The following is a 22,128-nucleotide window of genomic DNA, read 5'->3' as shown; positions in this document are numbered from 1 at the left end:
GTCACCCCATCCGCTTGCGGTAATGGCCGTCCACCACATGGTGGTAGGTCAGCATCACGATCAGGTTGGCGACCAGCAGGATCACCGCGATGGCGGCCCCCAGCGGCCAGTTCAGCTCGCCCAGATACTGGTCGTAGACGACGGTCGCGACCATCTTCAGCCGCCGCCCACCGAGCAGGCCTGGAATGGCGAAGGCGCTGGCGCTGAGGCCGAAGACGATCAGGCTTCCGGACAGGATGCCGGGCAGGATCTGCGGGGCGATCACGCGGAGCATCGTCGTGGTGCGCGACGCGCCGAAGGACAGCGCCGCCTGCTCCACCGCCGGGTCGAGCTTCTGAAGGGAGGTCCAGACCGGGATCACCATGAAGGGCAGCATGACGTGGACCAGCGCCACCACCACCGTGCCCTCGCTGTAGAGCAGGCGGGTGCGGCCGATGCCCACGGCCTGAAGGATCATGTTCACCACGCCGTCCGGGCCCAGCAGCATGCTCCACCCGAAGGCGCGCACGACCACCGACACCAGCAGCGGCGTCAGCACGACCAGCAGGAACACGCTGCGCCAGGGATTGCGCATGCGGCTGAGGATCAGCGCCTCCGGCACCCCGATCACCGCGCAGATCGCGGTGGCGAGGGCCGCCACGCGGAAGGTGCGCAGGAAGATCTCCAGGTAATAGCCGTCGGTCAGCACCTCCGCGTAGTGCGACAGTGTGAAACCGTGGGTGCGCCCGGTGGCGTGCTCGTACTCGTTGAAGGACAGCAGGAAGGTCAGCAGCAGCGGCGTCAGGACCAGCACGGCGAACAGAACCGTCGCCGGGCCGGCCATCAGCGCCGGGGCGAAGCGCTGGCCAATGCCGGGGGCCGATCCTTCAGCCGGTGCTGGCGCGGCGGTGTCGGTGGACAGGCTGCTCATTCCAGCGACTCCAGTTCCGGGGCGGCGGGCATGGCGCCGCGGTGGACGCGGACCACGGCGGCCGGCCAGTCCACCCCGACCGGCGCGCCGGGGTCGAGCGGCGCCTCCCCGTCGTTGGTCGCCACGGCCATCAGGGGGCCGAGAGGGCCGTCCAGGTGGTAGAGCCATTGGCTGCCCAGGAAGAAGCGGTCGGTGACGCGGCCCTGAAGGCGGCCCTGCCCGGCGGGGGCGAGGCGCAGCTTCTCCGGCCGGATGCACAGCACAACCGTTTCGCCCATCGACAGGCCGTCGGCGGGAACGTCCGCGGGCATGCCGGCCGCCATGCCAGCCAGCGACACCGTGGCGCGGCCGTTGCCGACCGCCGACACGGTGCCCGGCAGCATGTTGGTCTTGCCGACGAAGCGGGAGATGAACTCCGTCTCCGGGTGCTCGTAGATGCGGTAGGGCTGGTCGATCTGGGTGATGCGGCCGGCCTCCATCACCACGACGCGGTCGCTGATGGAGAAGGCCTCCGCCTGGTCGTGGGTGACCATGATGGTGGTGGTGCCGACCTTGCGCTGGATGTCGCGCAGTTCGAACTGCATGGCCTCGCGCAGCTTGGCGTCGAGGTTCGACAGCGGCTCGTCCAGCAGCAGCACCGGCGGGCGAATGACGATGGCGCGGGCCAGCGCCACGCGCTGCCGCTGGCCGCCCGACAGCTCGCGCGGGTAGCGGCCGGCGTATTTGTCCAGATGGACCAGCGCCAGCGCCTCCTCCACCAGGGCGGCGCGCTCCGCCTTGGGCACGCGCTTCATCTCCAGCCCGAAGCTGACGTTGTCGGCCACCGTCATGTGCGGGAACAGCGCGTAGCTCTGGAACACGATGCCCAGGCCGCGGCTGTTCGGCTTGGTGCGGGTGATGTCGCGCCCGTCGAGTTCGATGGTGCCGCTGGTCACGTCGACGAAGCCGGCGATCATCTGGAGCGTCGTCGTCTTGCCGCAGCCGGACGGCCCGAGCAGGGAGACGAATTCCCCCTTCTCCACCGAGAGGGTCACGTTGCCGACCGCCTCGAACGAGCCGTAGCGCTTGGTGACGTTGCGCAGAGTGAGGAAGGACACGGGCCGGGTCTCCCTGGGAGCGAACGTTTAGCCGTCTGCCCATGATCGTTTCGCCGGATTGCGGGGTCGGTCAACGAGCTTTTCCATATGCGGAAAAGAATTTGCGATTCTTTCCGATATACGGAATGGTGGCGCGCGATGCGAGGATACGGATTTCAGGGAAGACAATGATGGCCGCCGATGATGCAGGCGCGAAGACGAGTTTGCAGCGCGGTCTGGCGATCCTGCGGGTGCTGGCGGAGACGGATGAGTCCGGTCCGGATTCCGGGTCCGGGATGCGGCTGACCGACATCGCCCGCGCGCTGGAGCTGACCCCACCGACGGTCCATCGGATTTTGAAGACCCTGCTCGACGAAGGCATGGTGGAAGCCGACAAAACAACCAAGCGCTACCGGCTGAGCGTCGACTTCTTCGCGCTGGCGGCGCGGGCGGGCAATCCGGGCAACCTGCGCGACGTCTGCCGGCCGATCATCCTGCGCCTGTCGGCGACTCTGCGGGACACGATCTTCCTGCTGGTGCGCAGCGGCTTCGACGCCGTGTGCCTGGACCGCAGCGAGGGGCCGGTGCCCATCCGCTCCTTCACCGGGGACATCGGCGGGCGGATCGCGCTGGGCATAGGGCAGGGCAGCATCTCCATCCTCGCCTTCCTGCCGGAGGAGGAGCGGGAGGAGGTCATCCGCTTCAACCTGCCGCGCATGCACGGCCTCGGTTTCCTGGACGAGGTGTATCTGCGGACGGAGATCGCGCGGGTACGGGAACTGGGCTACGCCAGCCGCTCCACCGGGCTGCTGCCGGGCATGGCCGGCGTGGCGGTGCCGATCCTCGACCAGCAGGGCCACGCGGTCGCGGCGATCAGCGTCGGCACCATCGCGGAACGGCTGAACGACGACCGGTTGCCGGTCGTCGTGGACATCCTGAAGCGCGAGGCGGCCGGGGTCAGCCGCCTGATCAGCCCCTTCGACCCGGTCTTGCGTCGCCCCGCCTCCGTGCTGGGGGGCAGCGGGCCGTAACGGGGATTACGGGTTCGGTTCGGGGGCTGGCTGGGCAGCCGGTTCGGCGAGCCGGCCCTCTTCGGCCTTGTGGACGTACTGCGAGCTGACGATCCAACCCTTCAGCGGGCGCAGCAGAGCCAGGCACCCGCCCAGCAGCATGGGCAGGGAGGTGACAAGGTGGACCCAGATCGGCGGCTCGTGGGCGATTTCGAGCCAGCCGGCGAAGGCGACCACCGGGAAGCTGACGATCGACATTACGAAGAAAGCCGGCCCGTCCGCGGGGTCGGCGAAGGAGAAGTCGAGCCCGCACACCTCGCACCGCGGCGCGATGGTCAGGAAGCCCTTGAAGATGTGTCCCTTGCCGCAGCGCGGGCAGAGTCCGCGCAAACCGGTCTGGGCGGGCGGAAGGACTGGGTAGTCGAGTTCGGTCATGCTGGTGGCCTTCGCTGGGACGCCCCGGCCGGCGACCTCTTCTGGTCCGGCCGGGGTGGCGGTTCCGTGCCCCACAAAATGCAGGCAATGCATCCAACCGCCCGATGATGGGGCTAATGTATGGCAGTCTGCCGCCGGGTTCAACGTGTATGTATGGATTATATCCCCCTCTTTCATGCGCTTTGGCGGAGTTCCATACAATACATAAGCGCTTGATACATACAATATGGTGGACGGGAGAGCTACCGAGGTTCCCTCTCCCGCCGCGGGAGAGGGATTTTAACACCGCTTGCGTTTTCTGTACCGTTTGGTAAACTCAAATCCATCCAGTACAGGAGAGGTCCGATGGCGTCACCCGTTCCCCCATTCACCTTGGAAACCGCCACCCAGAAGGTCCGTCTTGCCGAGGACGGCTGGAACAGCCGCAACCCGGAGCGGGTGTCGCTGGCCTACACACCGGACAGCCGCTGGCGGAACCGCGCGGAGTTCGCCAATGGCCGCGCGGAGATCGTCGCCTTCCTGACCCGCAAGTGGGCGAAGGAACTCGACTACCGCCTGATCAAGGAGCTGTGGGCTTTCACCGGCAACCGGATCGCCGTGCGCTTCGCGTACGAATGGCATGACGACAGCGGCAACTGGTTCCGCTCCTACGGGAACGAGAATTGGGAATTCGACGCGGAAGGGTTGATGCAGCGGCGCTTCGCCTGCATCAATGACCTGCCGATCGCGGAGGCGGACCGGAAGTACCACTGGCCGCTCGGCCGGCGGCCGGACGACCATCCGGGGCTGTCCGACCTGGGTCTCTGAGCAAAGGAAGAGTCGTTGGTGCGCACCGTCTATGAGAAAGCCGACGTCGTCCCGATGATCGCCGAGATTTTCCGCGACCTCGGCTACGAGGGCACGAGCCTCAGCCGGATCACGGAGCGCACGGGCCTCGGCAAGGGCAGCCTCTATCACTTCTTTCCCGGTGGGAAGGAGGAGATGGCGGCGACCGTCCTTGCCGAGGTGGACGGCTGGTTCGAGCGGTTCGTGTTTGATCCCCTGCGGCGCGACGACCCCGCGCAGGGCATCGCCACCATGTGGGCGGCGGTGGACGATTATTTCCGCTCCGGCGGGCGCGTCTGCCTGGTCGGAGCCTTTGCGCTGGACGAGACGCGCGACCGCTTCGCCACAGCCATCCGCGGCTATTTCGCCCGTTGGATCGAAGCCTTGCGCGACGCGCTGGCGCGCGCCGGGCGCGACCCGGACGAAGCGGCACTCGACGCGGAGGAGGTGGTCCTGGGCATCCAGGGGGCGCTGGTGCTGGCCCGCGCGCTGGGCGACCCGGCGGTCTTCACGCGGACGCTCGACCGGTTGAAGCGGCGCGTTTAAAGCGGATTGCGATCCGCTTTGGACTGCGACCGCGGTCCCAGCCGCATGTGCGGCCGAAGCCCGGCCTCTCGCGGGAACAAAGTTCCCGCTGGCGGCAGGCGGATGCCATAGGCATCCGCTGAGAGCCGGCAAATGTGGCCATGTGAATCTAAAGCGGATGGAAATCCGCTTTAGGCGGACGGCCGCACTGGTCCCGGCGCATGGGGCCGCGCCGCAGGGCGGCGCATGGGCTGGCGTTGTTCCAAATTGCCGCGGATCTGCTCGCGCACCCGTGCCAGGCGGGAGCGGATGGTGCCCACGGGAATGCCGAGCCGGGTGGCGACGTCCTGGTAGGCGGCGCCCTCCATCACCACCATGTCGACGAGGTCGCGGCGTTCCGGTGCCAGCTGGTCCATGGCCTCGCCGACCTCCTGCAGGGCGACGTGCCAGGGCTGTGCCGGCGGGATCGCGCGGTCGTTGTCCCCCAGCTCGCAGAAGGAGCAGATCCGGCTGCGGCGCCGCTCCGTGAAGAACAGGTTCCTCAGGATGGTCATCAGCCAGGCCTGGAGGTTGGTACCGGGTTGGAACTTGTCCATGTTGCAGAGCGCACGCTCCAGACAGTCCTGGACAAGATCCTCTGCCGCTGAGCGTTCACCGGTCAACTTGTGCGCAAAACGGTGCAGTTCGGGGATGGCCTCGATCAGCTCGGACTCGAAGGCGGTCGGCATGCTTGGGATCCTCCGCTGTAGCGCGGTGAGCATGGAGACCAAGCAACCGTAGCCCGAACGGACAAGTTCCGGGATTCCGGCACATATGTGTCCGATTTAATGATCCGTTCATGTTGGGACCGTCGCCGGCGGACAAGCCCGCCGGCGACAGGCAACCCGACAATCAGTGGCCGGTGTGCTCGGCCAGCGGGCCGACGCGGCCGGTGCCGCCGACGACCGACACGTTGGTCATCATGCCGACGTCCTCGTGGTCCAGGATGTGGCAGTGGATGGGGAAGGTGCCGGTGTAGGCGGTGTATTTGGTCAGCGCCTTGTAGCCGTTCGGGCCGGCCAGCATGGTGTCGCGCCACATCGGCGTGGACAGGGGCTGGCCGTCCACCTCCGTCACCAGGAACGGGTTCACGTGGATGTGGAACACGTGCAGGCCCGGCGAGGAGACGACATACTGGTCCACCGTTCCCAGCTTCGGTTCGAACATCACGCGGCCGGGGCAGAACAGCTCGCCATTGACCTGGAACTTGAAGGCCTTCGGCGTGGCGCCGGGGTTGTAGCTCGGCAGGCCGTTGGATGGGGTCTTCGGCGGTGCATCGAAGCTGTTCACGTCGAACACCACCGTGCGGTAGCCGTCCGGCGTGCTGTTGCTGTCGATGTCCGGCACCGACGGGCGCGGCAGCGGGTCGGTCGGCAGGCTCATCGCGACCTTTTCGCCGGTGACGTCGACGGTGAAGAGCGTGGTGGCGTCGCCGGCGAACGGCGCCTCCTGCCAGACGCCGTTGATCTCGAAGCCGGCGGTCATGCCGCTCTTCGGCGTGAAGTTCTCCTGCACCACATATTGGCCGACCTGGGCCTTCAGTTTCGTCGGCTTGTCCGGGGCCTGCACCAGGATGTCCGCCCGGCCGCCCGGCGGCAGGTAGACGCCCTGGACGGTCGCCGCCTTCGGGCTGAGGTTCACGCCGTCCATGGCGATCAGCGTCACGGGCAGCGGCGCGCCGGTCGCGTCGAACAGCGCGAACTTCGTCTCCGCCTGGAAGCCGGTGTTGACGATGCGCCAGCGCTGCACCTCGCCCGGGCGCAGGGCCAGCGTGCGGCCGATGGTGCCGTTGACGGTCCAGGCGGCGGCGTTGTCGGGGGCGTTCCACAGGGTGTCGAAGGTCGGCAGCTCCCCGTTCTGGTCCAGCACCACCTGCTGGATCAGCAGCACCTGCTCCTTGATGCCGGCGATGCCAGGGACGGCGTCGACCGTGCCGGGGCCGCCGCGCACGATCAGCGCGCCGGCCGCGCCGCTGGCCACCTGGATCGCGACCGAGCCGTGCCGGTGCGGGTGGTACCAGAAGGTGCCGGGCGTGTGGTTCTTCAGGTTGTAGACGTTCTGGAACTCGCCGACGAAGCTGGTACGGCCGTTGGCGTAGCTGGCCGCCGTGCCCTTCGGCAGGACCTCCACATAGACGTTGTCGCCGTTGCCCTCCGGCGAGACGTGCAGGCCGTGGGTGTGCAGGTTGGTGGTGTTGAACTGGCTGGGGATGTTGACGATGTGCGGCTTCGCTTGGTCGGGGTTCAGCGGCAGCTCGTTGATCAGCTGCACGCCGAAGGAGCCGGTCTGGCCGAACTCCAGCGTCGGGCCCATCACATAGTCGCGGGCGCTGACGTTGTCATAGGTGCGCAGGTTCTTGGCCTGCCGGTTGCCCACCATCGCGGTCTGCGGCCTCATGCCCAGCCGGGCGGACTTGCCGGACGTCACCTTGAAGACCGGCGGGGTCGGCAGGGTGCCGGCGGAGGCCGTCGCCTTGAACGTCGGGGCCGCCCCGGGCGCGGCGGGCGCCTCCAGCGCGTCGAGGGACGGCGTCGGGCGGATGCGGGTGCCGAGCGCGCCGGGATGCCCGCCGGTGTGGCCCCCGATATGGCCGACGCCCGTGGTGATCTGCGCCTGCGCCGGGCCGCCGGTCGCGGTGACCGCCGCAGCCACGGCCGCCGAGCCGCCCAGCAGGGCCGACCGTCGCGAGATGGTGCGCTTTTCAAGCCAGGTCCTGAGCATGCCTTCCCCCAATCATGGTCCGGGCGGCTTTCGCCTTCCCTCTTGTCGGTTGAAGGATAGGACCGATAATCAACCCAAAGGAACGGATAATTGTATGAATATTTGACAATACACGTGTCAGAAATGACAGAAAAGGCAAGCAGATGGGCTTCTGCCATTCTTAAAGAAGGGCGAGGTGCATACTTTGGTGTGTGATGGGTTCAGGTCACCTTGATTGCCTGCATCATGCCCATGTCTTCATGGGGCAGGGTATGGCAGTGGAAGACGAAGGTGCCGGTGAAGTTGGCGAAGCGGGTGCGCAGCGTCACGCGCTTGTTCGGCGGCAGTTCCACCGTGTCCAGCCACAAGCCGGGGTCGACGTTGCCGCCGGACACGACCTGGAACGGGTTGACGTGGATGTGGAAGGGGTGGGGGTCGTTGGTCTGGTTGTAGATCTCCCACTCCTCCACCGCGCCCAGCGGGATCTCCCAGGGTGTGTCGCAGGAGAAGGGGACGCCGTTGATGGTGTAGGTGACGTGCTGCGGCGCGCCGGTCATGCCGAACTCCAGCCGCCGGCCCATGGTCACCTCCGCCTCGCCGATCGGCGCCAGATGGCGGTAGGCGGGCAGGGCGCCGGAGAACAGCGGCATGTCCTTGGCCGGCGCGTCCTCCACCACCACGGTCGCCAGCGGACCGACGGTGCCGCCGTCCACCACATAGCGGCCGGGGCGGCGCGGCGCCTTGACCAGCAGGTCGGCCCGGTTGCCGGGCACCAGCGGCAGCGCGCCGGTCAGCGGCCGGACCATCGGCAGCGGGTTGCCGTCGGCGCAGAGCAGGACCAGGGTCACCGGCTCCGCCACCGTCAGGCGCAGCAGCCGGTCGTGCGTGGCGTTGACCAGCCGCCAGCGCTGCACCTCCCCCGGCGCCATGGTGATGGTCGGCATCAGCTGCGCGTTGATGTAGGTCGGCCAGGGGGTGGGGCCCGGCTGGTTCAGCAGGGCCGGATCCTCGCATGTGCCGTCGGGGCCGACGCAGGGGCTCTGCACCATCAGCACGCGCTCGGCCGCCGCCCGGATTTCCGGGATGTCGTCCACCGCCCCTTCGATGATCAGGCAGCCGGCCATGCCGCTCGACACCTGGAGCGCGACCGAGCCGTGGTAGTGGGCGTGGTAGAAGTAGGTGCCCGGCGGGTGGTCGGCGCCGATGGCGTAGGAATAGGCGTAGTCGCTGATCGAGCCCGCCTTCTGCGGCCCCTTCGGCACGAGGTTCAGCAGGATGTAGTCGGACGGCTCGTTCGGCGAGACGTGCACCCCGTGCAGGTGCATGTTGGTGGTGTTCAGCGCGTGCGGGACGTTGCCGCCGCACACCTCCCCGCCCGCTTCCCAGGGCAGGTCGTTCCACAGGTGCAGGTCCAAGCGGTCGCCCGCGCGCACACGCAGCGTGCGCGCCACCGGAAGCCCGTCGTAGCCCCGCAGAGACACCGGCCGCCCGGCGAGGTCATAGCGCCCGTAGACGGCGCGCACGTCGGTGGCGAGCAGGCCGTTGGTGGAGCGCACCTGCGGCGGCTGGCGCAGCTCCGCCCCCTTGGCGGGGCCGCTCAGCAGGGTGGTGCAGCCGGCGCCGGAGGCCGCGGCGGCGGCGAGGCACAGGCCGCCTTCGAGCAGCGTGCGGCGGTTGATGGCGACGGTCATGGTGTTCTTCCCTGCTGCCCGAAGGTGTCTCACGCGAGGCCGCGCGTGACGATGTGGTCGGCCGCGCGCAGGGCCAGGGCCGCGAGCGTCAGCGACGGCGAGCAGATCGTGATGGTCGGGTAGGCCGACGTCCCGAGGATGAAGAGGTTCGGGTGGTCGTGGCTACGCCCGAACCGGTCGACCACGGAGGTCTTCGGGTCGTCGCCCATCACCGCGGTGCCGCCGATGATGGCGTAATCGACGCTCGGCACCGGCACCGGCTCCGGATCCGGGCAGGTCTTGGAGGACGCCATTTTGGAGGATGAAGTCCCGGGGGCCGGCGGGGTGACGGAGGTCGCCCCCATCTTCACCAGGATGGCCCGGTCGCGCTCCCGCGCGGCGGTCCAGCCGCGCAGGGTGTAGTCGTCGACGCGGAAGTCCACCTTGGGCAGCGGCAGGCCCAGCGCGTCGCGGCGCGTCCAGTCCGGCGCCACCGTGTTGCGCTCGTCCGGCAGCACCTCGACGGAGCTGGACAGGTGCACCTGGCGCGACGTGTTGTCGTGGACGCGGGCGCGCAGCTCCGCCCCGATCAGCTTCTGCTTCAGGGCCGACTGCGCCTCCTCGATGGCGCCCATGCTCATGTTGAAGCCGCCATTGACGATGAAGGTCGCCGCGGCGGCCTGTTTGGCGCGGAAGGGGCCGTCGCGCAGGCCGGTGACGCCGCCGGTGGCGCTGACCGGGCCGCGGAAGGGCCAGACGGCGCTGGGCGCGTAGCCCTGCGTGTCGATGTCCACGTTGCACATCAGGTTGCGCCCGACGAGGCCGGAACCGTTGGCGACCCCCTTCGCACGCCGGCGCGTGGACATCAGCAGCAGCTTCGGCGTCTCGATGGCGTGGGCGGCGAGGATGAACAGCTTGGCCCGCGCCTCGCCCCAGCCGCCGTCGGCCAACCGGTACTGCACGGCGGTGACTTGCCCGTCCTCGCCAACGTCGATGTTGTAGACAACGCGGCCGGCCAGCAGCGTGGCCCCGGCCGCGACCGCCTTCATGACGTGGACGGAGGCGTCATACTTGGCGGCGATCGGGCAGACGAAGCGGCAGCTGGCGTTGCCGCAGCATTGCGGTCGTCCGTCGTAGCCCTCCGGCACCGACACGCGGGCGTGCGGGTAGCCGCCCACGCCCCAGCCCAGCGGCTCCGCCGCCGCGGCGACCATGCGGTCGAGATAGGAGATGGGCACCGGCGGCAGCGGGTAGGGGGCGCTGCGCGGCGGCCCGATGGTGTCCGGCCCGCCGGCGACACCCCAATAGTCCTCCGCCTTCAGGTACCAGGGCTCCAGCTCCTCATAGGAAACCGGCCAGTCGCGGGCGACGCCATAGGCGCTCCTCATCCGGAAGTCGTTGGGGTGGAAGCGCTCCGCATGGCCCGTGTAGTGCCAGGAGGTGCCGCCGACCCCGCGCAGGTACAGGCCCTGGAAGGCCGTCTGCTTCGTCACCGGCGTCGTGCCCTGCGCCTGCTGTCCGTAGAAGGTCCAGGGCGTCTGGTCGTCCGGGGTGGGGGCGTAGGGGGCGTTCTCGTAAGGGGAGTTGGCGCCCTTGGTGGATGATTCGCGGAAGCGGGCGACCGCCTTGTCGCGCTCGATGTGGGGGCCGGCCTCCAGGATGGTCACCCGGCGCTTCTGGCGGGCCAGCTCATAGGCCATCAGCCCGCCCGCGACGCCGGCGCCGATCACCAGCACGTCGGCCTGGAGCGTTTCCCGCGCCGGGCCGTTCTCCTCGATCCGGTCCATTCTGTCTCCTTAAAGCGAACTTCCGTTCGCTTTAGATTCTTATGGCCTCACTTGCCGGCTCTCAGCGGATGCCTATGGCATCCGCCTGCCGCCAGCGGGAACTTTGTTCCCGCGAGAGGCCGGGCTTCGGTCGCACGCGCGACCGGGCCCGCCGTCGCGGTCCAAAGCGGATCGCAATCCGCTTTGGCGCCGGTGTCAGGCCGGAGGTTCGTCGTGCCAGTAGCCGAAGGGGCCGCCGCAGGTGGCCGGCGGCTTGGTGAAGTCCTCGCAGACGGTCCAGGCCAGCGCCTCGTCGAAGGTGATCACGCGGTTGACCGTCTGCGGCTCCGTGCAGCCGGTGCCGGGCGTCGTTCCCGTCGGGACCATGCCGGTGTACCAGGCGGAGATCAGCGCCTCCGTCTTCGGCCAGAAGCGGGCATCGTCCACCAGCCGGCGCCGCAGGGTGGCGTCGTCCGGTGCTGCGGCGGCGATGCGGCAGATTTCGGTGAGGGTCCGGCCATCCTGCGCGGCCAGGGCCTGCCAGATGCTGCCGGCGAGTTGGAGGTAGCTCTTGTCCAGCGCGATGCCGCACAGCTTCGACGAGGCGGCCAGGAAGCTTTCCGGCATAGCCGGGGTGGCGGTCGCGGAGACTGTGGCGGCGGCGGGAACGGCGGGCAGGGCAGCGATCACGGTGGTGCCGGCCAAGCCGGCGAGAACCGCGCGCCGGGTTGTTCCGCCTGGGCTGGCGCCCTCTGGGATGGCACCCTCGTGGATGGTGGTCCCGCGATCCGTCATGAGCGCCGTCCTCGCGTGCAATGATGCGGCACACGCAATCAAAGGCGCGCAGGTAGGCGGATTACTGAGCGCATTGGTCGTCAATGTGTACCGATGATCAATTTACAGCATGCATCATCGCCGCCGCAAGCCTTCTGCGCGGGCTGGGTGCGGTGTTCTTCCCTCTCCCCGGAGGGGAGAGGGGATTTATGCGCATTCAAGCCATGGCGCGCGGCCACTGGCGCCAGAGCTTCGCCGCGCAAACCAGCAACGGGATGGACAACCCCGCCCAGCAGATCCAATGCCACACGCCGTCGCCGAGGATGGCGGCAGCGAGGCCGAGCAGGGACAGCAGGGCCAGAGCGGTGGGGATGCACCAGACGCCGGTCATGCCTTGCTCCCTTCCTTGCTGGCCGCGACCGCGCGCTCCTCCGCCCCGGCGGTGCGGGAGCGCGGGCGCTTCACCCAGGCGATGAAGCCGGTGACCGTCACCACGCCGGTGACGATGGTGAACAGCGCCCAGAGGATTTGCAGCGGCAGCCCGCCGTAGTCGCCGAAATGGAAGGGGCCGGACAGCAGCAGCACGGTCATGTACCAGGGCGTGTCCGCCGTCTCCACCACCGTACCGGTCTCCGCGTCGACCAGCGCGACGCTGAGCAGCCGCTTGGTCAGCTCGGTGTGGCCGCGCACCATCACGCTGAAGTGGCGGTCGCTGGAGTAGTTGTTGCCGGGATAGGCGATGAAGGCCAGGTCCTTGCCGGGAAAGGCCGCTTGGCCGGCTTGGGCTGCCTGATCGATGCTGATGGGCGTGCCGCTCATCGGCTCCGTGTGGCGGGCGGCCATGGCGACCAGTTCGGTGTTCTGCCAGTAGCTGACGATCAACGGCGAGAAGGACAGGATCGCGCCGGTCAGGCCGACCACGAAGGCCCAGGTCAGCGTCGCGACGCCGAACAGGTTGTGCAGGTCGATGTTGGCGATGCGCGGGCCGCGGCCGAAGCGCAGCAGGCCGAAGGCGAGCTTCTTCATGAAGGGGCCGTAGACGACCAGCCCGCTGACCGTGCTGACCACGAACAGGATGCCCATGACGCCGACGAACATCTGGCCGGGAAAGCCGGTGAACAGGTCGACGTGCAGCTTCAGCAGGAAACCGGTCAGCGTCTCCTCTGGCGGCTTCAGAACTTGGTTGGCGCCGGTTTGGGTGTTCAGGACGACCCAGCGCCCGTCTTCGAAATCGCGCAGGCCCGGCGCGCCGAGGTAGATGTAGTTGCCGCCCGCGTCGTCCGGATCCACGGAGAACAGCTTCGGCACCAGCGCGGGATCGGTCTTCCGCGCGATGTCCACCAGCGACTGGAGGGGCAGGTGCGCCTGCCCCTCCGTCCGGGTGGTGTCGAGTTCCTCGCCCATCAGGTGCTGGATCTCGTGGTGGAAGACCAGGATCAGCCCGGTGACGCAGAGGATCAGCAGGTTCACCGAGCAGATCAGGCTGGTCCAGCGATGGACGAGGCGCCAGCCGCGCAGGCTCGCAGGCGTCATGTCAGCGTCCTTTGCAGGGGGAACAGGAGGGACGGAAGCGGGGCCGTCACCAGCGGTAGCGCAGGCCGGCGGTCACCGTGCGCTGGTAGCCGTAGGCGCACCAGTCGCCGTAGTAGCAGGAGGCCACATACTCCTTGTCGAACAGGTTCTTGACGTTCAGCGAGACCTCCGCCCCGGTCAGCTTGGTGGACAGCGCACCCAGGTCGTAGGACACCGCGGCGTCGACCAGCGTGAAGGACGGCACCTTGAAGCTGTTGGCGTCGTTCTTCGTGCTGCCGGTGAAGCGGACGCCGGCGCCGACGTTCAGGCCGTTCAGCGCGGTGCCCTCCGGCATGCGGTACATCGCCCAGGCGGACGCTTGGTGGCGTGGCACGGCGGGCAGCTCCTTGCCCTGGAAGCCGTCGTTGTTCTTGGTGAATTCGACCTTCTGGTAGGTGTAGGTGCCGATCAGGTCGAGCTGCTTCGTCAGGCCGACGCGGGCCTCGAACTCCACGCCGCGCGAGCGCGCCTCGCCGGATTGGACGGAGAAGCCGGGGTTGGCCGGGTCGCCGGTCAGCAGATTGCTGCGCGTCAGGTCGAACAGCGCCAGCGTGAACAGGCTGTTCAGCCCCGGCGGCTGGTACTTCACGCCGACCTCGTACTGCGTGCCTTCCTCCGGGTCGAACAGCCGGCCGGAAACGTCGGCGCCGGTTTGCGGCGTGAAGGACTCCGCGTAGCTGACGTAGGGGGCGATGCCGTTCTCGAAGACGTAGGTCAGGCCGGCGCGCTTGGTGAAGGCTTGGTCATCCTTGCTGGACTTGCCGAACGCGGTGGTGGAGGCGGTGTCGGCCCAGTCGTAGCGCCCGGCCAGCGTCAGGATGAAGCCGTTCCAGCGCAGCTGGTCCTGGAGGTAGAGGCCGTATTGGTTGCCGACCAGATCGGTGCGGCTGGTCGGCGGCGGCGTGATGGGCAGGCCGTAGACCGGCGCGAAGATGTCGAGCGACGGGCCCACGCCGAAGCCGGGCGCGTAGTTGCCGTCCACCCGTTGGTAGTCGAAGCCGGCCAGCAGCGTGTGCTGCACCGGGCCGGTGCCGAAGCGGCCCTCCACCTGATTGTCCAGCGTGGTGCTGTCCATCTCCTCCCGCGAGGTAGCGACGCCGCGGTTCAGCGTGCGGAAGTCCGACGACAGGCCGTTGGCGTAGACGCTGTCGTAGGCGAGCTTCGTGTGCATCCAGCGGCCGTTCAGGCGCGCGGTCCAGACGTCGCTCAGCCGCTTGTCGAAGGCGTAGCCGACGGACGCGGTCTTGCGGTCGAAGGTCTCGAAATTTGGGTCGCCGTCGTAGAAGTCGGCCGGAATCTTGCCGAGCGGGTTGTACAGCACCGTGCCCTGGGGCGGGATGCCGCCGTAGGAATTGGCCTTGGGGTCGCGCTGGTAGAGGCCCAGCAGCGTCAGGCTGGTGTCGGCGTCGGGCCGCCAGGTGAAGCTGGGGGCGATGGCGACGCGCTCGTTCTCCGTCATCTTCATCTGGCCGTCCTCGCTGAGGCCGACGCCGGTGAAGCGGTAGAGGTACTTGCCCTCGGCATCGAGGGGGCCGGAGAAGTCCGCGGTGCCGCGCAGGTGGCCGTTGGTGCCGAACTCGAACCCGATCTCGTTCTGCCGGGTGGCGGTCGGGCGCTTGCTGACCTGGTTGATCAGGCCGCCGGCCGGCGCTTGGCCGTAAAGCACGGAGGAGGGGCCCTTCAGCACCTCGATCCGCTCCATCAGGTAGGGGTCGAGCTGCGGCGAGGCGTACCAGAGCGACTGGAGCTTCAACCCGTTCCAGTACGTGTCCGCGTCGAAGCCGCGGACCTTCAGCTGGTCATAGCGGGTGGCGACCGCGCCGCGCGTCTCCGGCGTCACGCCGGCGGTGTAGCGCACGACCTGGTTCAGGGTTTGCGCGTTCTGGTCGCGGATCTGGTCGCTGGGGATGACGGAGATGGACTGCGGTGTCTCGATCAGCGGCGTATCCGTCTTGGTGCCCGTGGCCTGCTGGTTGGCGACGTAGCCGGTCACCGGCGACAGCGCCGTCTCACCCTGGCCCGTGACCGTCACCGCCGGCATTTCCACCGTTCCGGCCAACGTCCCGGCCGGTGCGCGGGTACCGGTGCCCTGCGCCCCCGCCACGCCCGGCGCCATCAACCCGCTCAGCACCGCCGCGCCAACCGCCTTGCCCCAGCGGCGGCCGCTGATTCCCGCATTCTTCGCCACTTCGCCCCACCCTCTTGCTCATGAGAATCATTCTCAATTCCGTTCGTATACTGAAAACGATTCTTAATTGCAATAAGGCGGCAGCAGGGGGGCTTGGATTCTCGCGGGCAACAGAATTTACACGGATTGCACAGATTTAGGCGCGGATGACACGGATTTCCTTAATGCTTGCTCAGCATCGTCCTGTTAAAAGGCCGCGGCTTAGAAAGCATCAAAAAGAAAATCCGCGAAATCCGTGTCTAAATCCGTGCAATCCGTGAAGAATGATTTGCCCAACAACGGGCAACCCGCACAGAACTCTTCAGCGACGCCTTACGGCAGCGGTTCTGTCCGGTACAGAGACACGCGGATTCCGCCGTGCGACACCTGGGCGGTGGGGTCCGCGAAGGGCAGGCCGGTGGCCTTGGCGAGCGACGGGTCGTTGGTCACCACGCCGACCCGCCAGCCCGAGAAGCGCGCCAGCAGAGTCTGGCCGAGCGCGCCGTAGAGGGCGAACAGCGGTTTCTTGTCGCCGATCCGGCCGCCGTAGGGCGGGTTGACGATGACGAGGCCGGGCGGCCCCTCCGGCGGGACGAGGTCGCTGATGGCGTGCTGCCGGAACTCCGCCCACGCGGCGACGCCCGCGCGCTCCGCATTGGCGCGGCTCATGGTCACGGCGCCGGCGTCGCGGTCGCTGCCGTGGAAGCGGACGGACGGCGGGACCTGCGCGTCGGAGTCCCGCATGCGGTCCCACGCCGCCGCGTCGAAGCTCGCCAGTTGTTCGAAGGCGAAGTTGCGCGACCGGCCGGGCTTCAGGCCAGCGGCGATCTCCGCTGCCTCGATGACGAAGGTGCCCGACCCGCACATGGGGTCCACCACCGGCTCGTCCCCGGTGAAGCCGCATTGCCGCAGGAACAGGGCCGCCATGGTCTCCCGCATCGGGGCCTTGTTGACGGCTTCCTTGTGGCCGCGCTTGTGCAGGGATTCGCCGGAGGTGTCGACGCTGATGGTGCACAGGTCATCGTCGATGCGCGCCTTGATCACCACCTCGGCCGTGTCGGAGACCGGGGCGCCCAGCTCCTCCGTGATCGCCCGCTGGATGCGTTGCGCCGCGGCACCCGCGTGATAGATGCGGGAGCCCTTGCAGGACGCCTCGACCCGCACCGGCACGTCCGGGCGCAGCACCTCGGCCCAGGGGACCTTGCGCGCCCGCTTGTCGAGCTGGGCGAGGTGGAAGGCGCGGAAGGCAGCGATGCGCGCCAGCACGCGGGTGGCCCCGCGGAACTCCAGGTTCGCCCGCCACACCTCGGGCCAGCCGCCCTTCACGGTCACGCCGCCCTTGACGGGGGTCGGCTCCGCGAAGCCCAGGGCACGCGCCTCCTCGCAGAGGGCGGATTCCAGGCCGGGGGTGGCCACGACGAAGATCTCGAAGGCGGAGATGGGGGCGGAGTTGGCGGCGGGGTCGGTGTTCATGCCGCCTACATATCGCGAAGGGCCGGCGCCTTCGACAGAATTCGGCTAGCCGGGCCAGATAGGGTCCAGACGGAAACGGCATGCCGGCTCCGCGTCGGGGTGGCGGGACAGGAGAACCCTCGCGGCGGTTATTGCGTTGCACCCTTCGTTCGGAACGGCCGTCGCGCGCCGTTGCCGCCCCATTCCTAGGACAAACCCCGCAGAGGACGATGGCTTCAGCCGAATGTGTCGCGCGAGCGATCACACCCTTCCGCCGCGGCCGGTATTGCGCCTCCGCCGCCCGCATCCTTGCCGCTCTGCTCCTGATCGTCGGTCTCGCTGCGGTGAGTCGCGCGGTCCCCGCGTCCGCCCAGATTCCAGCAGTGGCCGCTGCCGCCCAAGCTCAGGCCCAAGCCAAGCCCCAGCCTCCGGACCCGAAGGAGATCGGGCGGCTGATGCAGACGCTGGAGGATCCCGCCCGGCGGGAGGACCTGCTGGCCCAGCTGCGCGCCCTGCAACAGGCGGAGGAGGCCGCCGACGCGGAGAAGGGGCCGGATGGGATCGGCACGCGGCTGCTGACGATCCTGTCGGAACGGTTGGACAATCTGGGCAGCGAGGTCAGCACCGCTGGCGACGCCGTCCTGAACGCGCCGCAAGGGCTGAACTGGCTGAAGCGGCAGGTGTCGGACCCGGACCTCCGCTCCACATGGGAATGGCTGTTCGCCGAGTTCGCCCTGATCATCGGGGCCGGGCACGCCGCCCGAACGGTCGCGGGGCGGATCCTGCGGCGGCCGCGGGCGCTGCTGGGGGCGCGGCCCTTCCATTCCGCCATCGCCAAGGTCCCGCTGCTGCTCGTCCGCGCCTTGCTGGACGTCGGGCCGATCGCCGCCTTCGCGGCGGCGGGATTCGGCGCGCTGGTGCTGATCGAGCCGCCGCCGGTGGTGCGGCTGCTCGGCATCACCTACCTGAACGCCAGCATCTTCGTGCAGTTCGTCTTCCTGGGGGTGAGCGCGCTGTTGGCGCCGGAGACGCCGAACCTGCGGCTGGTGCCTATGGGCGACGCGGCGGCGCGGCGGCTGATGCTGTGGAGCGCCGCCATCGCCATCACGACGCTGTACGGCATGCTGCTGGCGGAGGCCGCGCGGCGCCTCGGCCTGCCGCCGCAGCCGCACGCCATGATGGTGAAGCTGGTCGGGCTGGCCGCCGCCGGCCTGCTGGTGGGGCTGGTGCTGCGCAGCCGGGCGGACGTCGCGTCCTGGCTGCGCGGGGAGATCGCGGTGGCCCCGGCCTTGCCGGCTGTGGAGCCTGGGGCGGCGGGCAGTGGGGCGGCGGGCAATGGAATGGTAGACGGTCCAAAGACCGCCCGGCCGAGCCGGCTGCTGCGCGCCGCCGGGCGGCGCATCGCCGACGTCTGGCACGCCATCGCCATCCTCTACATCATCGTCCTGTTCGGCATCTGGGCATTGGAGATCCACGGCGGGTTTGTCTTCGTGCTGCGCGCCACGCTCGTGTCGCTGGTCACGGTCGGCTTCGCGCGGTTCGCCGGGCGCGCGGTGGTCCGGGCCTCGCAACGGCTTCTGCTGCGGTTCAGCCAGCCGCAGGGGCAATCTCAGGCGCGTACCACCTGGAGCGCGCGGCGCCTCCGGCGCTACATCGGGCCGAGCGCGCGGCTGGTCCAATGGTCGGTCGCGCTGGTGGCCGGCCTTGTGGTGCTGGACGCCTGGGGGCTGGACGTGCGCGGCTGGCTCCAGACCGCCTATGGGTGGCGGATCGTGGCCTCCAGCCTGTCCATCCTGCTGGTCGTCGCCGTCGCCCTGGCGGTGTGGGAGGTGTCGAACGCGGTGATCGAGCGGCACCTGTCCACGACCGACCGCAACGGCCGGACGATCCAGCGCAGCGCGCGGGTGCGGACGCTTTTGCCGTTGCTGCGCAACGCGCTGATGGTCGTGCTCCTCACCTTCGTGGCGCTGATCGCCCTGTCGGAGTTGGGGCTGAACATCGGGCCGCTGCTCGCCGGGGCCGGGGTGGTCGGCCTCGCCGTCGGCTTCGGCGCGCAGACGCTGGTGAAGGATGTCATCACCGGCCTGTTCATCCTGTTCGAGGACACCATTGCCATCGGCGACGTGGTGAACGTCGCCGGAAAGGGCGGGCTGGTGGAGGGCATCACCATCCGCACGATCCGCCTGCGCGACTTCGACGGAACGGTCCACACGATCCCGTTCAGCGCCGTCACCAGCGTGTCGAACATGACCAAGGACTTCAGCTACTACGTGTTCGATGTCACCATCACCCACCATGAATCCGTGGACCGCGTCGTGTCCGTGCTCCAGGAGATCGGGGAGGGGCTGCGCGCCGACCTGCGCTTCGCGCCGCTGATCCTGGACTCGCTGGAGGTGCTGGGGGTCGACGCCTTCCGGGAATCCTCGGTGCTGATCAAAGCCCGCATCAAGACCCTGCCGATCCAGCAATGGAACGTCGGGCGGGAGTTCAACGGGCGGATGAAGAAGCGCTTCAACGAACTGGGCATCCAGTTCCCCTTCCCACAGCGCATCCTCCACGTCGCCCGCTTTCCGGAGGAGGCTCTTCAACGCCGCGCCGACGCGGCGGAGTGACAAACACTGGCTGGCGATGGCCATTCCAATCCACCATCATGACACCAACTTCTTGTCGATTGCGGGGTTGGGATGGGAAGGGGTGTGGCGGCGGACCATGGATGATGCGTTGACCCGGCTTGCGCAGTTGACGCGCGTGCACCCCCGCCTGGACCTGCTGTGCCGCTTCGCCGATTCCTGGGCGCTGCCGCACGACCCGGAGCCCGATGGCGCGGCCCCCTTCCACATCGTGTCGCGCGGTTCCTGCACGCTGGAGCTGCCCGACCAGCGCCGCAGCCTGCCGCTGGTCGCCGGCGACGTGGTGGTCCTGCCGCACGGCGCCCGCCACACGATGCGCAGCGACACTGCTCCGCCACACCACGCCGGGCCGATCGTCCTGACCGAGAGCCACAACGGCGCGGTGACCGTGCGCACGAATGCCGACGGCGCAGAGCCCTCCTGCGAGGTGATCTGCGGCCATTTCCGGTTCGAGCAGACGCGGAGCAACCCGCTGCTGGCGGCGCTGCCCGACGCGCTGCACCTCGCGGCCGGGCGGGATGCCGCGCTGGCCCGGCTTGGTCTGCTGGTCGAAGCCGTGCGGGCGGAATTGCAGGAGGCGCGGCCCGGGGCGGCGTCCATCGCCGCCAATCTGGCGAGCGCGCTCTTCACCATGATCGTCCGCGCGCACATGGACCAGGCGGAGGATCTGCGCGGCATCCTCGCCCTTCTCGGCAACCCCACCACGGGACGGGCGGTGGTGCGCATGCTGGAGGAGCCGGCCCGCCCCTGGACCCTGGAGGAATTGGCAGCGGCCAGCCACACGTCGCGCGCCGGCCTCGTCCGCGCCTTCCGCAAGCAGGCGGACGTGGCGCCGCTCGGCCTGCTCGCGCAGCTGCGCTTCCAGGCCGCGGCGCAGCTTCTCACCTCCACTGAACTGCCGGTCAGCGAGGTCGGCGTCCGCGTCGGCTATCAGGCGGAGGAAGCCTTCTCCCGCGCCTTCAAGCGCCATTTCGGCGTGGCGCCGAGCGAGTTTCGGCACGTGGGGATCTGATTGCGGGGAGTGGTCGCGTTGGGCCCCCACCCAACCCTCCCCCACTTCGCGGGGGAGGGCTTTAAGGGTCGCGCGGCGGAGTTCCCTCCTCCGTCGAAGATGGGGGAGGGTTAGGGTGGGAGCCCAACGCCCGCACCCCCCCCACCCCAGCCATACCCTCACCGAATGGCAGACATGCGGCACAACGCCGCTGCGTCGATTTGACACATCAACGATCTGGGCGCAGCATATTCATTAAGAAGACAGTGTATTCTATTAGAATACATGACCGGCCCGCAGGATGACAGAAGAAACGTCGGCGCCGGAGTGCAGGGAAAGACGAATCCTTGTGAAGCCATTCACAAAGCCGAAAAAGGCAAATGGCTTCCGACGATGTGATCGTGATGAGGCGGGACGACGGTGGGCGCGCCGCAGCCTGTTGCTGCGCCGACGACGAACGGAACCGTTCCGCCGAACAGGAGGGGCTATGAGCGAAGACGTCGAAAAGGCTGCCGACGGTGGCGCATGCGCGTTGCCGCGCCGCTCGGTGCTGAAGCTGGCCGCCGGCGCCGCGGGCGTCATGGCGATGCCGGCCATTATCAGCAGCGCCCGCGCGGCCGAGGTTCTGTACGTCAACACCTGGGGCGGAAGCTGGGAAAAGGCCGCCTCGAAGCATTTGTTCGAACCGTTCACCAAGGAAACCGGCGTCGAGATCCGCACCGTGTCGCCGGTGTCCTTCGCCAAGCTGGCCGCCCAGGTCCGCAGCGGGGTCTATGAGTTCGACGTGACGACGCTGGGCGGTGGCGACATCGTCCGCGCCAACGCCGCCAAGATCATCGAGCCGGTGACCGGCAGCCCGCTGGCCTCCGGGCTGTGGAAGAACGCGGTGTTCGAGAACGGCGTGTCCTCGCATGCCTTCTCCACCCTGATCGCCTACCGCAAGGACCGCCTGACCAACGGCGGGCCGCAGAACTGGGCCGATTTCTGGAACCGGAAGGACTTTCCCGGCGCGCGCAGCCTCCAGCGCTACGGCGCCCGCGTCCTGCCGCTGGCCCTGATGGCCGACGGTGTCCCGAAGGAGAAGCTTTACCCGCTGGACACCGACCGGGCCTTCCGCGCGCTCGACCGGATCAAGCCGGACCTGCGCGTCTGGTGGACCCAGGGCCAGCAGTCGCAGCAGCTTCTGCGCGACGGCGAGGTCGACATGATCGGCATCTGGCACGGCCGCGCGCTGGAACTGATCGACCAGGGCCACCCCATCGGCATCAGCTGGAACCAGGCGCAGATCGACCGCGCCTATTGGGTGGTCTCCAAGAACACGCCGCGGCGCGAGATCGCCTGGAAGTTCATCCAGAGCGCGGTGCAGCCGGAACGGCTGGCCGGCTTCTGCCGCGAGGCGCTGTACGGCCCGCTGAACCCCAGCGCCTTCGACTTCATTCCGAAGGAGGAGGCGGACCGCATGCCGACCGGTCCGCAGAACTACCCGCTGGCCGTGGAGCAGAACGTCGAGGATTTCGGCGACAACCTGCAAAAGGTCACCCAGCGCTTCGAGCAGTGGATCGCCACCTGATCCCGGCCTTTTGATC

General features: G+C 68.5%; 18 protein-coding genes. 6 read left to right on the top strand and 12 right to left on the bottom strand.

Features of this window, described 5'->3' with window-relative positions; genetic code table 11:
* Window position 1: 1 nt before the first annotated feature.
* Window positions 2–910 (bottom strand): ABC transporter permease, encoded by a 909-nt coding sequence (locus M2351_RS21865; RefSeq protein ID WP_264658172.1) that lies wholly within the window; start codon window positions 908–910, stop codon window positions 2–4.
* Window positions 907–2,007, bottom strand: coding sequence for an ABC transporter ATP-binding protein (locus tag M2351_RS21860; RefSeq protein ID WP_264658171.1), 1,101 nt, complete (start codon window positions 2,005–2,007; stop codon window positions 907–909). The genes M2351_RS21865 and M2351_RS21860 overlap by 4 nt, the downstream gene beginning before the upstream one ends.
* 167 nt (window positions 2,008–2,174) lie before the next feature.
* On the opposite strand from M2351_RS21860, the gene M2351_RS21855 reads away from it, so the two are divergent.
* On the top strand, window positions 2,175–3,017 hold the full coding sequence (locus tag M2351_RS21855; RefSeq protein ID WP_264658170.1) for an IclR family transcriptional regulator: 843 nt from the start codon (window positions 2,175–2,177) through the stop codon (window positions 3,015–3,017).
* Window positions 3,018–3,023: 6 nt separating this feature from the next.
* Here M2351_RS21855 and M2351_RS21850 read toward each other — a convergent pair whose 3' ends face one another.
* The gene (locus M2351_RS21850) at window positions 3,024–3,431 is read right to left on the bottom strand and encodes a DUF983 domain-containing protein (RefSeq protein WP_264658169.1); all 408 of its coding nucleotides are present in this window, start codon (window positions 3,429–3,431) and stop codon (window positions 3,024–3,026) included.
* Between the two features lie 345 nt (window positions 3,432–3,776).
* Here M2351_RS21850 and M2351_RS21845 point away from each other — a divergent pair, with 345 nt between their 5' ends.
* Window positions 3,777–4,238 carry a nuclear transport factor 2 family protein gene (locus M2351_RS21845; RefSeq protein WP_264658168.1) on the top strand — a complete coding sequence of 154 codons (462 nt, stop codon included), beginning with the start codon at window positions 3,777–3,779 and terminating at the stop codon, window positions 4,236–4,238.
* Between the two features lie 18 nt (window positions 4,239–4,256).
* Window positions 4,257–4,802, top strand: coding sequence for a TetR/AcrR family transcriptional regulator (locus M2351_RS21840; RefSeq protein WP_264658167.1), 546 nt, complete (start codon window positions 4,257–4,259; stop codon window positions 4,800–4,802).
* A 170-nt stretch (window positions 4,803–4,972) separates the two neighbouring features.
* Here the strand turns inward: M2351_RS21840 and M2351_RS21835 are convergent, their stop codons facing one another.
* The 9 genes from M2351_RS21835 to M2351_RS21795 form a co-directional block, all read right to left on the bottom strand.
* Window positions 4,973–5,509: a sigma-70 family RNA polymerase sigma factor gene (locus tag M2351_RS21835; protein ID WP_264658166.1), complete on the bottom strand. Its 537-nt coding sequence runs from the start codon at window positions 5,507–5,509 to the stop codon at window positions 4,973–4,975.
* Between the two features lie 163 nt (window positions 5,510–5,672).
* Window positions 5,673–7,541 carry a multicopper oxidase family protein gene (locus tag M2351_RS21830; protein ID WP_264658165.1) on the bottom strand — a complete coding sequence of 623 codons (1,869 nt, stop codon included), beginning with the start codon at window positions 7,539–7,541 and terminating at the stop codon, window positions 5,673–5,675.
* Between the two features lie 200 nt (window positions 7,542–7,741).
* The gene (locus M2351_RS21825; RefSeq protein ID WP_264658164.1) at window positions 7,742–9,211 is read right to left on the bottom strand and encodes a multicopper oxidase family protein; all 1,470 of its coding nucleotides are present in this window, start codon (window positions 9,209–9,211) and stop codon (window positions 7,742–7,744) included.
* Between the two features lie 29 nt (window positions 9,212–9,240).
* On the bottom strand, window positions 9,241–10,977 hold the full coding sequence (locus tag M2351_RS21820) for a GMC family oxidoreductase (protein ID WP_264658163.1): 1,737 nt from the start codon (window positions 10,975–10,977) through the stop codon (window positions 9,241–9,243).
* 195 nt (window positions 10,978–11,172) lie between these two features.
* Complete coding sequence (locus tag M2351_RS21815; RefSeq protein ID WP_264658162.1) at window positions 11,173–11,751, bottom strand: sorbitol dehydrogenase family protein; 579 nt, start codon at window positions 11,749–11,751, stop codon at window positions 11,173–11,175.
* A 196-nt stretch (window positions 11,752–11,947) separates the two neighbouring features.
* Window positions 11,948–12,121 carry a hypothetical protein gene (locus tag M2351_RS21810; protein WP_264658161.1) on the bottom strand — a complete coding sequence of 58 codons (174 nt, stop codon included), beginning with the start codon at window positions 12,119–12,121 and terminating at the stop codon, window positions 11,948–11,950.
* Entirely contained in the window at window positions 12,118–13,263 is a 1,146-nt protein-coding gene (locus M2351_RS21805) for a PepSY-associated TM helix domain-containing protein (RefSeq protein WP_264658160.1), read from the bottom strand. The genes M2351_RS21810 and M2351_RS21805 overlap by 4 nt, the downstream gene beginning before the upstream one ends.
* A gap of 46 nt (window positions 13,264–13,309) precedes the next feature.
* Window positions 13,310–15,490, bottom strand: coding sequence for a TonB-dependent siderophore receptor (locus tag M2351_RS21800; protein ID WP_264658159.1), 2,181 nt, complete (start codon window positions 15,488–15,490; stop codon window positions 13,310–13,312).
* Between the two features lie 312 nt (window positions 15,491–15,802).
* Complete coding sequence (locus M2351_RS21795; protein ID WP_264658158.1) at window positions 15,803–16,942, bottom strand: THUMP domain-containing class I SAM-dependent RNA methyltransferase; 1,140 nt, start codon at window positions 16,940–16,942, stop codon at window positions 15,803–15,805.
* Window positions 16,943–17,151: 209 nt separating this feature from the next.
* Between M2351_RS21795 and M2351_RS21790 the strand changes: the two genes are divergently transcribed.
* The 3 genes from M2351_RS21790 to M2351_RS21780 all read left to right on the top strand — a co-directional run bounded on the left by M2351_RS21790 (window position 17,152) and on the right by M2351_RS21780 (window position 22,112).
* Window positions 17,152–19,533, top strand: coding sequence for a mechanosensitive ion channel domain-containing protein (locus tag M2351_RS21790; RefSeq protein WP_264658157.1), 2,382 nt, complete (start codon window positions 17,152–17,154; stop codon window positions 19,531–19,533).
* A 97-nt stretch (window positions 19,534–19,630) separates the two neighbouring features.
* The gene (locus M2351_RS21785; protein ID WP_264658156.1) at window positions 19,631–20,563 is read left to right on the top strand and encodes an AraC family transcriptional regulator; all 933 of its coding nucleotides are present in this window, start codon (window positions 19,631–19,633) and stop codon (window positions 20,561–20,563) included.
* A 466-nt stretch (window positions 20,564–21,029) separates the two neighbouring features.
* The gene (locus M2351_RS21780; RefSeq protein WP_264658155.1) at window positions 21,030–22,112 is read left to right on the top strand and encodes an ABC transporter substrate-binding protein; all 1,083 of its coding nucleotides are present in this window, start codon (window positions 21,030–21,032) and stop codon (window positions 22,110–22,112) included.
* Window positions 22,113–22,128 lie beyond the last annotated feature (16 nt).

The sequence above is a fragment of the Azospirillum canadense genome (assembly GCF_025961225.1).
Classification (GTDB): Bacteria; Pseudomonadota; Alphaproteobacteria; order Azospirillales; family Azospirillaceae; genus Azospirillum; species Azospirillum canadense.
This window is presented reverse-complemented; position numbering and strand designations above follow the sequence as displayed.

Coding starts and splice junctions, on each gene's coding strand:
- M2351_RS21865 (WP_264658172.1), bottom strand. CDS start 910: ATGAGCAGCCTGTCCACCGACACCGCCGCGCCAGCACCGGCTGAAGGA.
- M2351_RS21855 (WP_264658170.1), top strand. CDS start 2,175: ATGATGGCCGCCGATGATGCAGGCGCGAAGACGAGTTTGCAGCGCGGT.
- M2351_RS21850 (WP_264658169.1), bottom strand. CDS start 3,431: ATGACCGAACTCGACTACCCAGTCCTTCCGCCCGCCCAGACCGGTTTG.
- M2351_RS21845 (WP_264658168.1), top strand. CDS start 3,777: ATGGCGTCACCCGTTCCCCCATTCACCTTGGAAACCGCCACCCAGAAG.
- M2351_RS21835 (WP_264658166.1), bottom strand. CDS start 5,509: ATGCCGACCGCCTTCGAGTCCGAGCTGATCGAGGCCATCCCCGAACTG.
- M2351_RS21830 (WP_264658165.1), bottom strand. CDS start 7,541: ATGCTCAGGACCTGGCTTGAAAAGCGCACCATCTCGCGACGGTCGGCC.
- M2351_RS21825 (WP_264658164.1), bottom strand. CDS start 9,211: ATGACCGTCGCCATCAACCGCCGCACGCTGCTCGAAGGCGGCCTGTGC.
- M2351_RS21820 (WP_264658163.1), bottom strand. CDS start 10,977: ATGGACCGGATCGAGGAGAACGGCCCGGCGCGGGAAACGCTCCAGGCC.
- M2351_RS21815 (WP_264658162.1), bottom strand. CDS start 11,751: ATGACGGATCGCGGGACCACCATCCACGAGGGTGCCATCCCAGAGGGC.
- M2351_RS21810 (WP_264658161.1), bottom strand. CDS start 12,121: ATGACCGGCGTCTGGTGCATCCCCACCGCTCTGGCCCTGCTGTCCCTG.
- M2351_RS21805 (WP_264658160.1), bottom strand. CDS start 13,263: ATGACGCCTGCGAGCCTGCGCGGCTGGCGCCTCGTCCATCGCTGGACC.
- M2351_RS21795 (WP_264658158.1), bottom strand. CDS start 16,942: ATGAACACCGACCCCGCCGCCAACTCCGCCCCCATCTCCGCCTTCGAG.
- M2351_RS21790 (WP_264658157.1), top strand. CDS start 17,152: ATGGCTTCAGCCGAATGTGTCGCGCGAGCGATCACACCCTTCCGCCGC.
- M2351_RS21785 (WP_264658156.1), top strand. CDS start 19,631: ATGGATGATGCGTTGACCCGGCTTGCGCAGTTGACGCGCGTGCACCCC.
- M2351_RS21780 (WP_264658155.1), top strand. CDS start 21,030: ATGAGCGAAGACGTCGAAAAGGCTGCCGACGGTGGCGCATGCGCGTTG.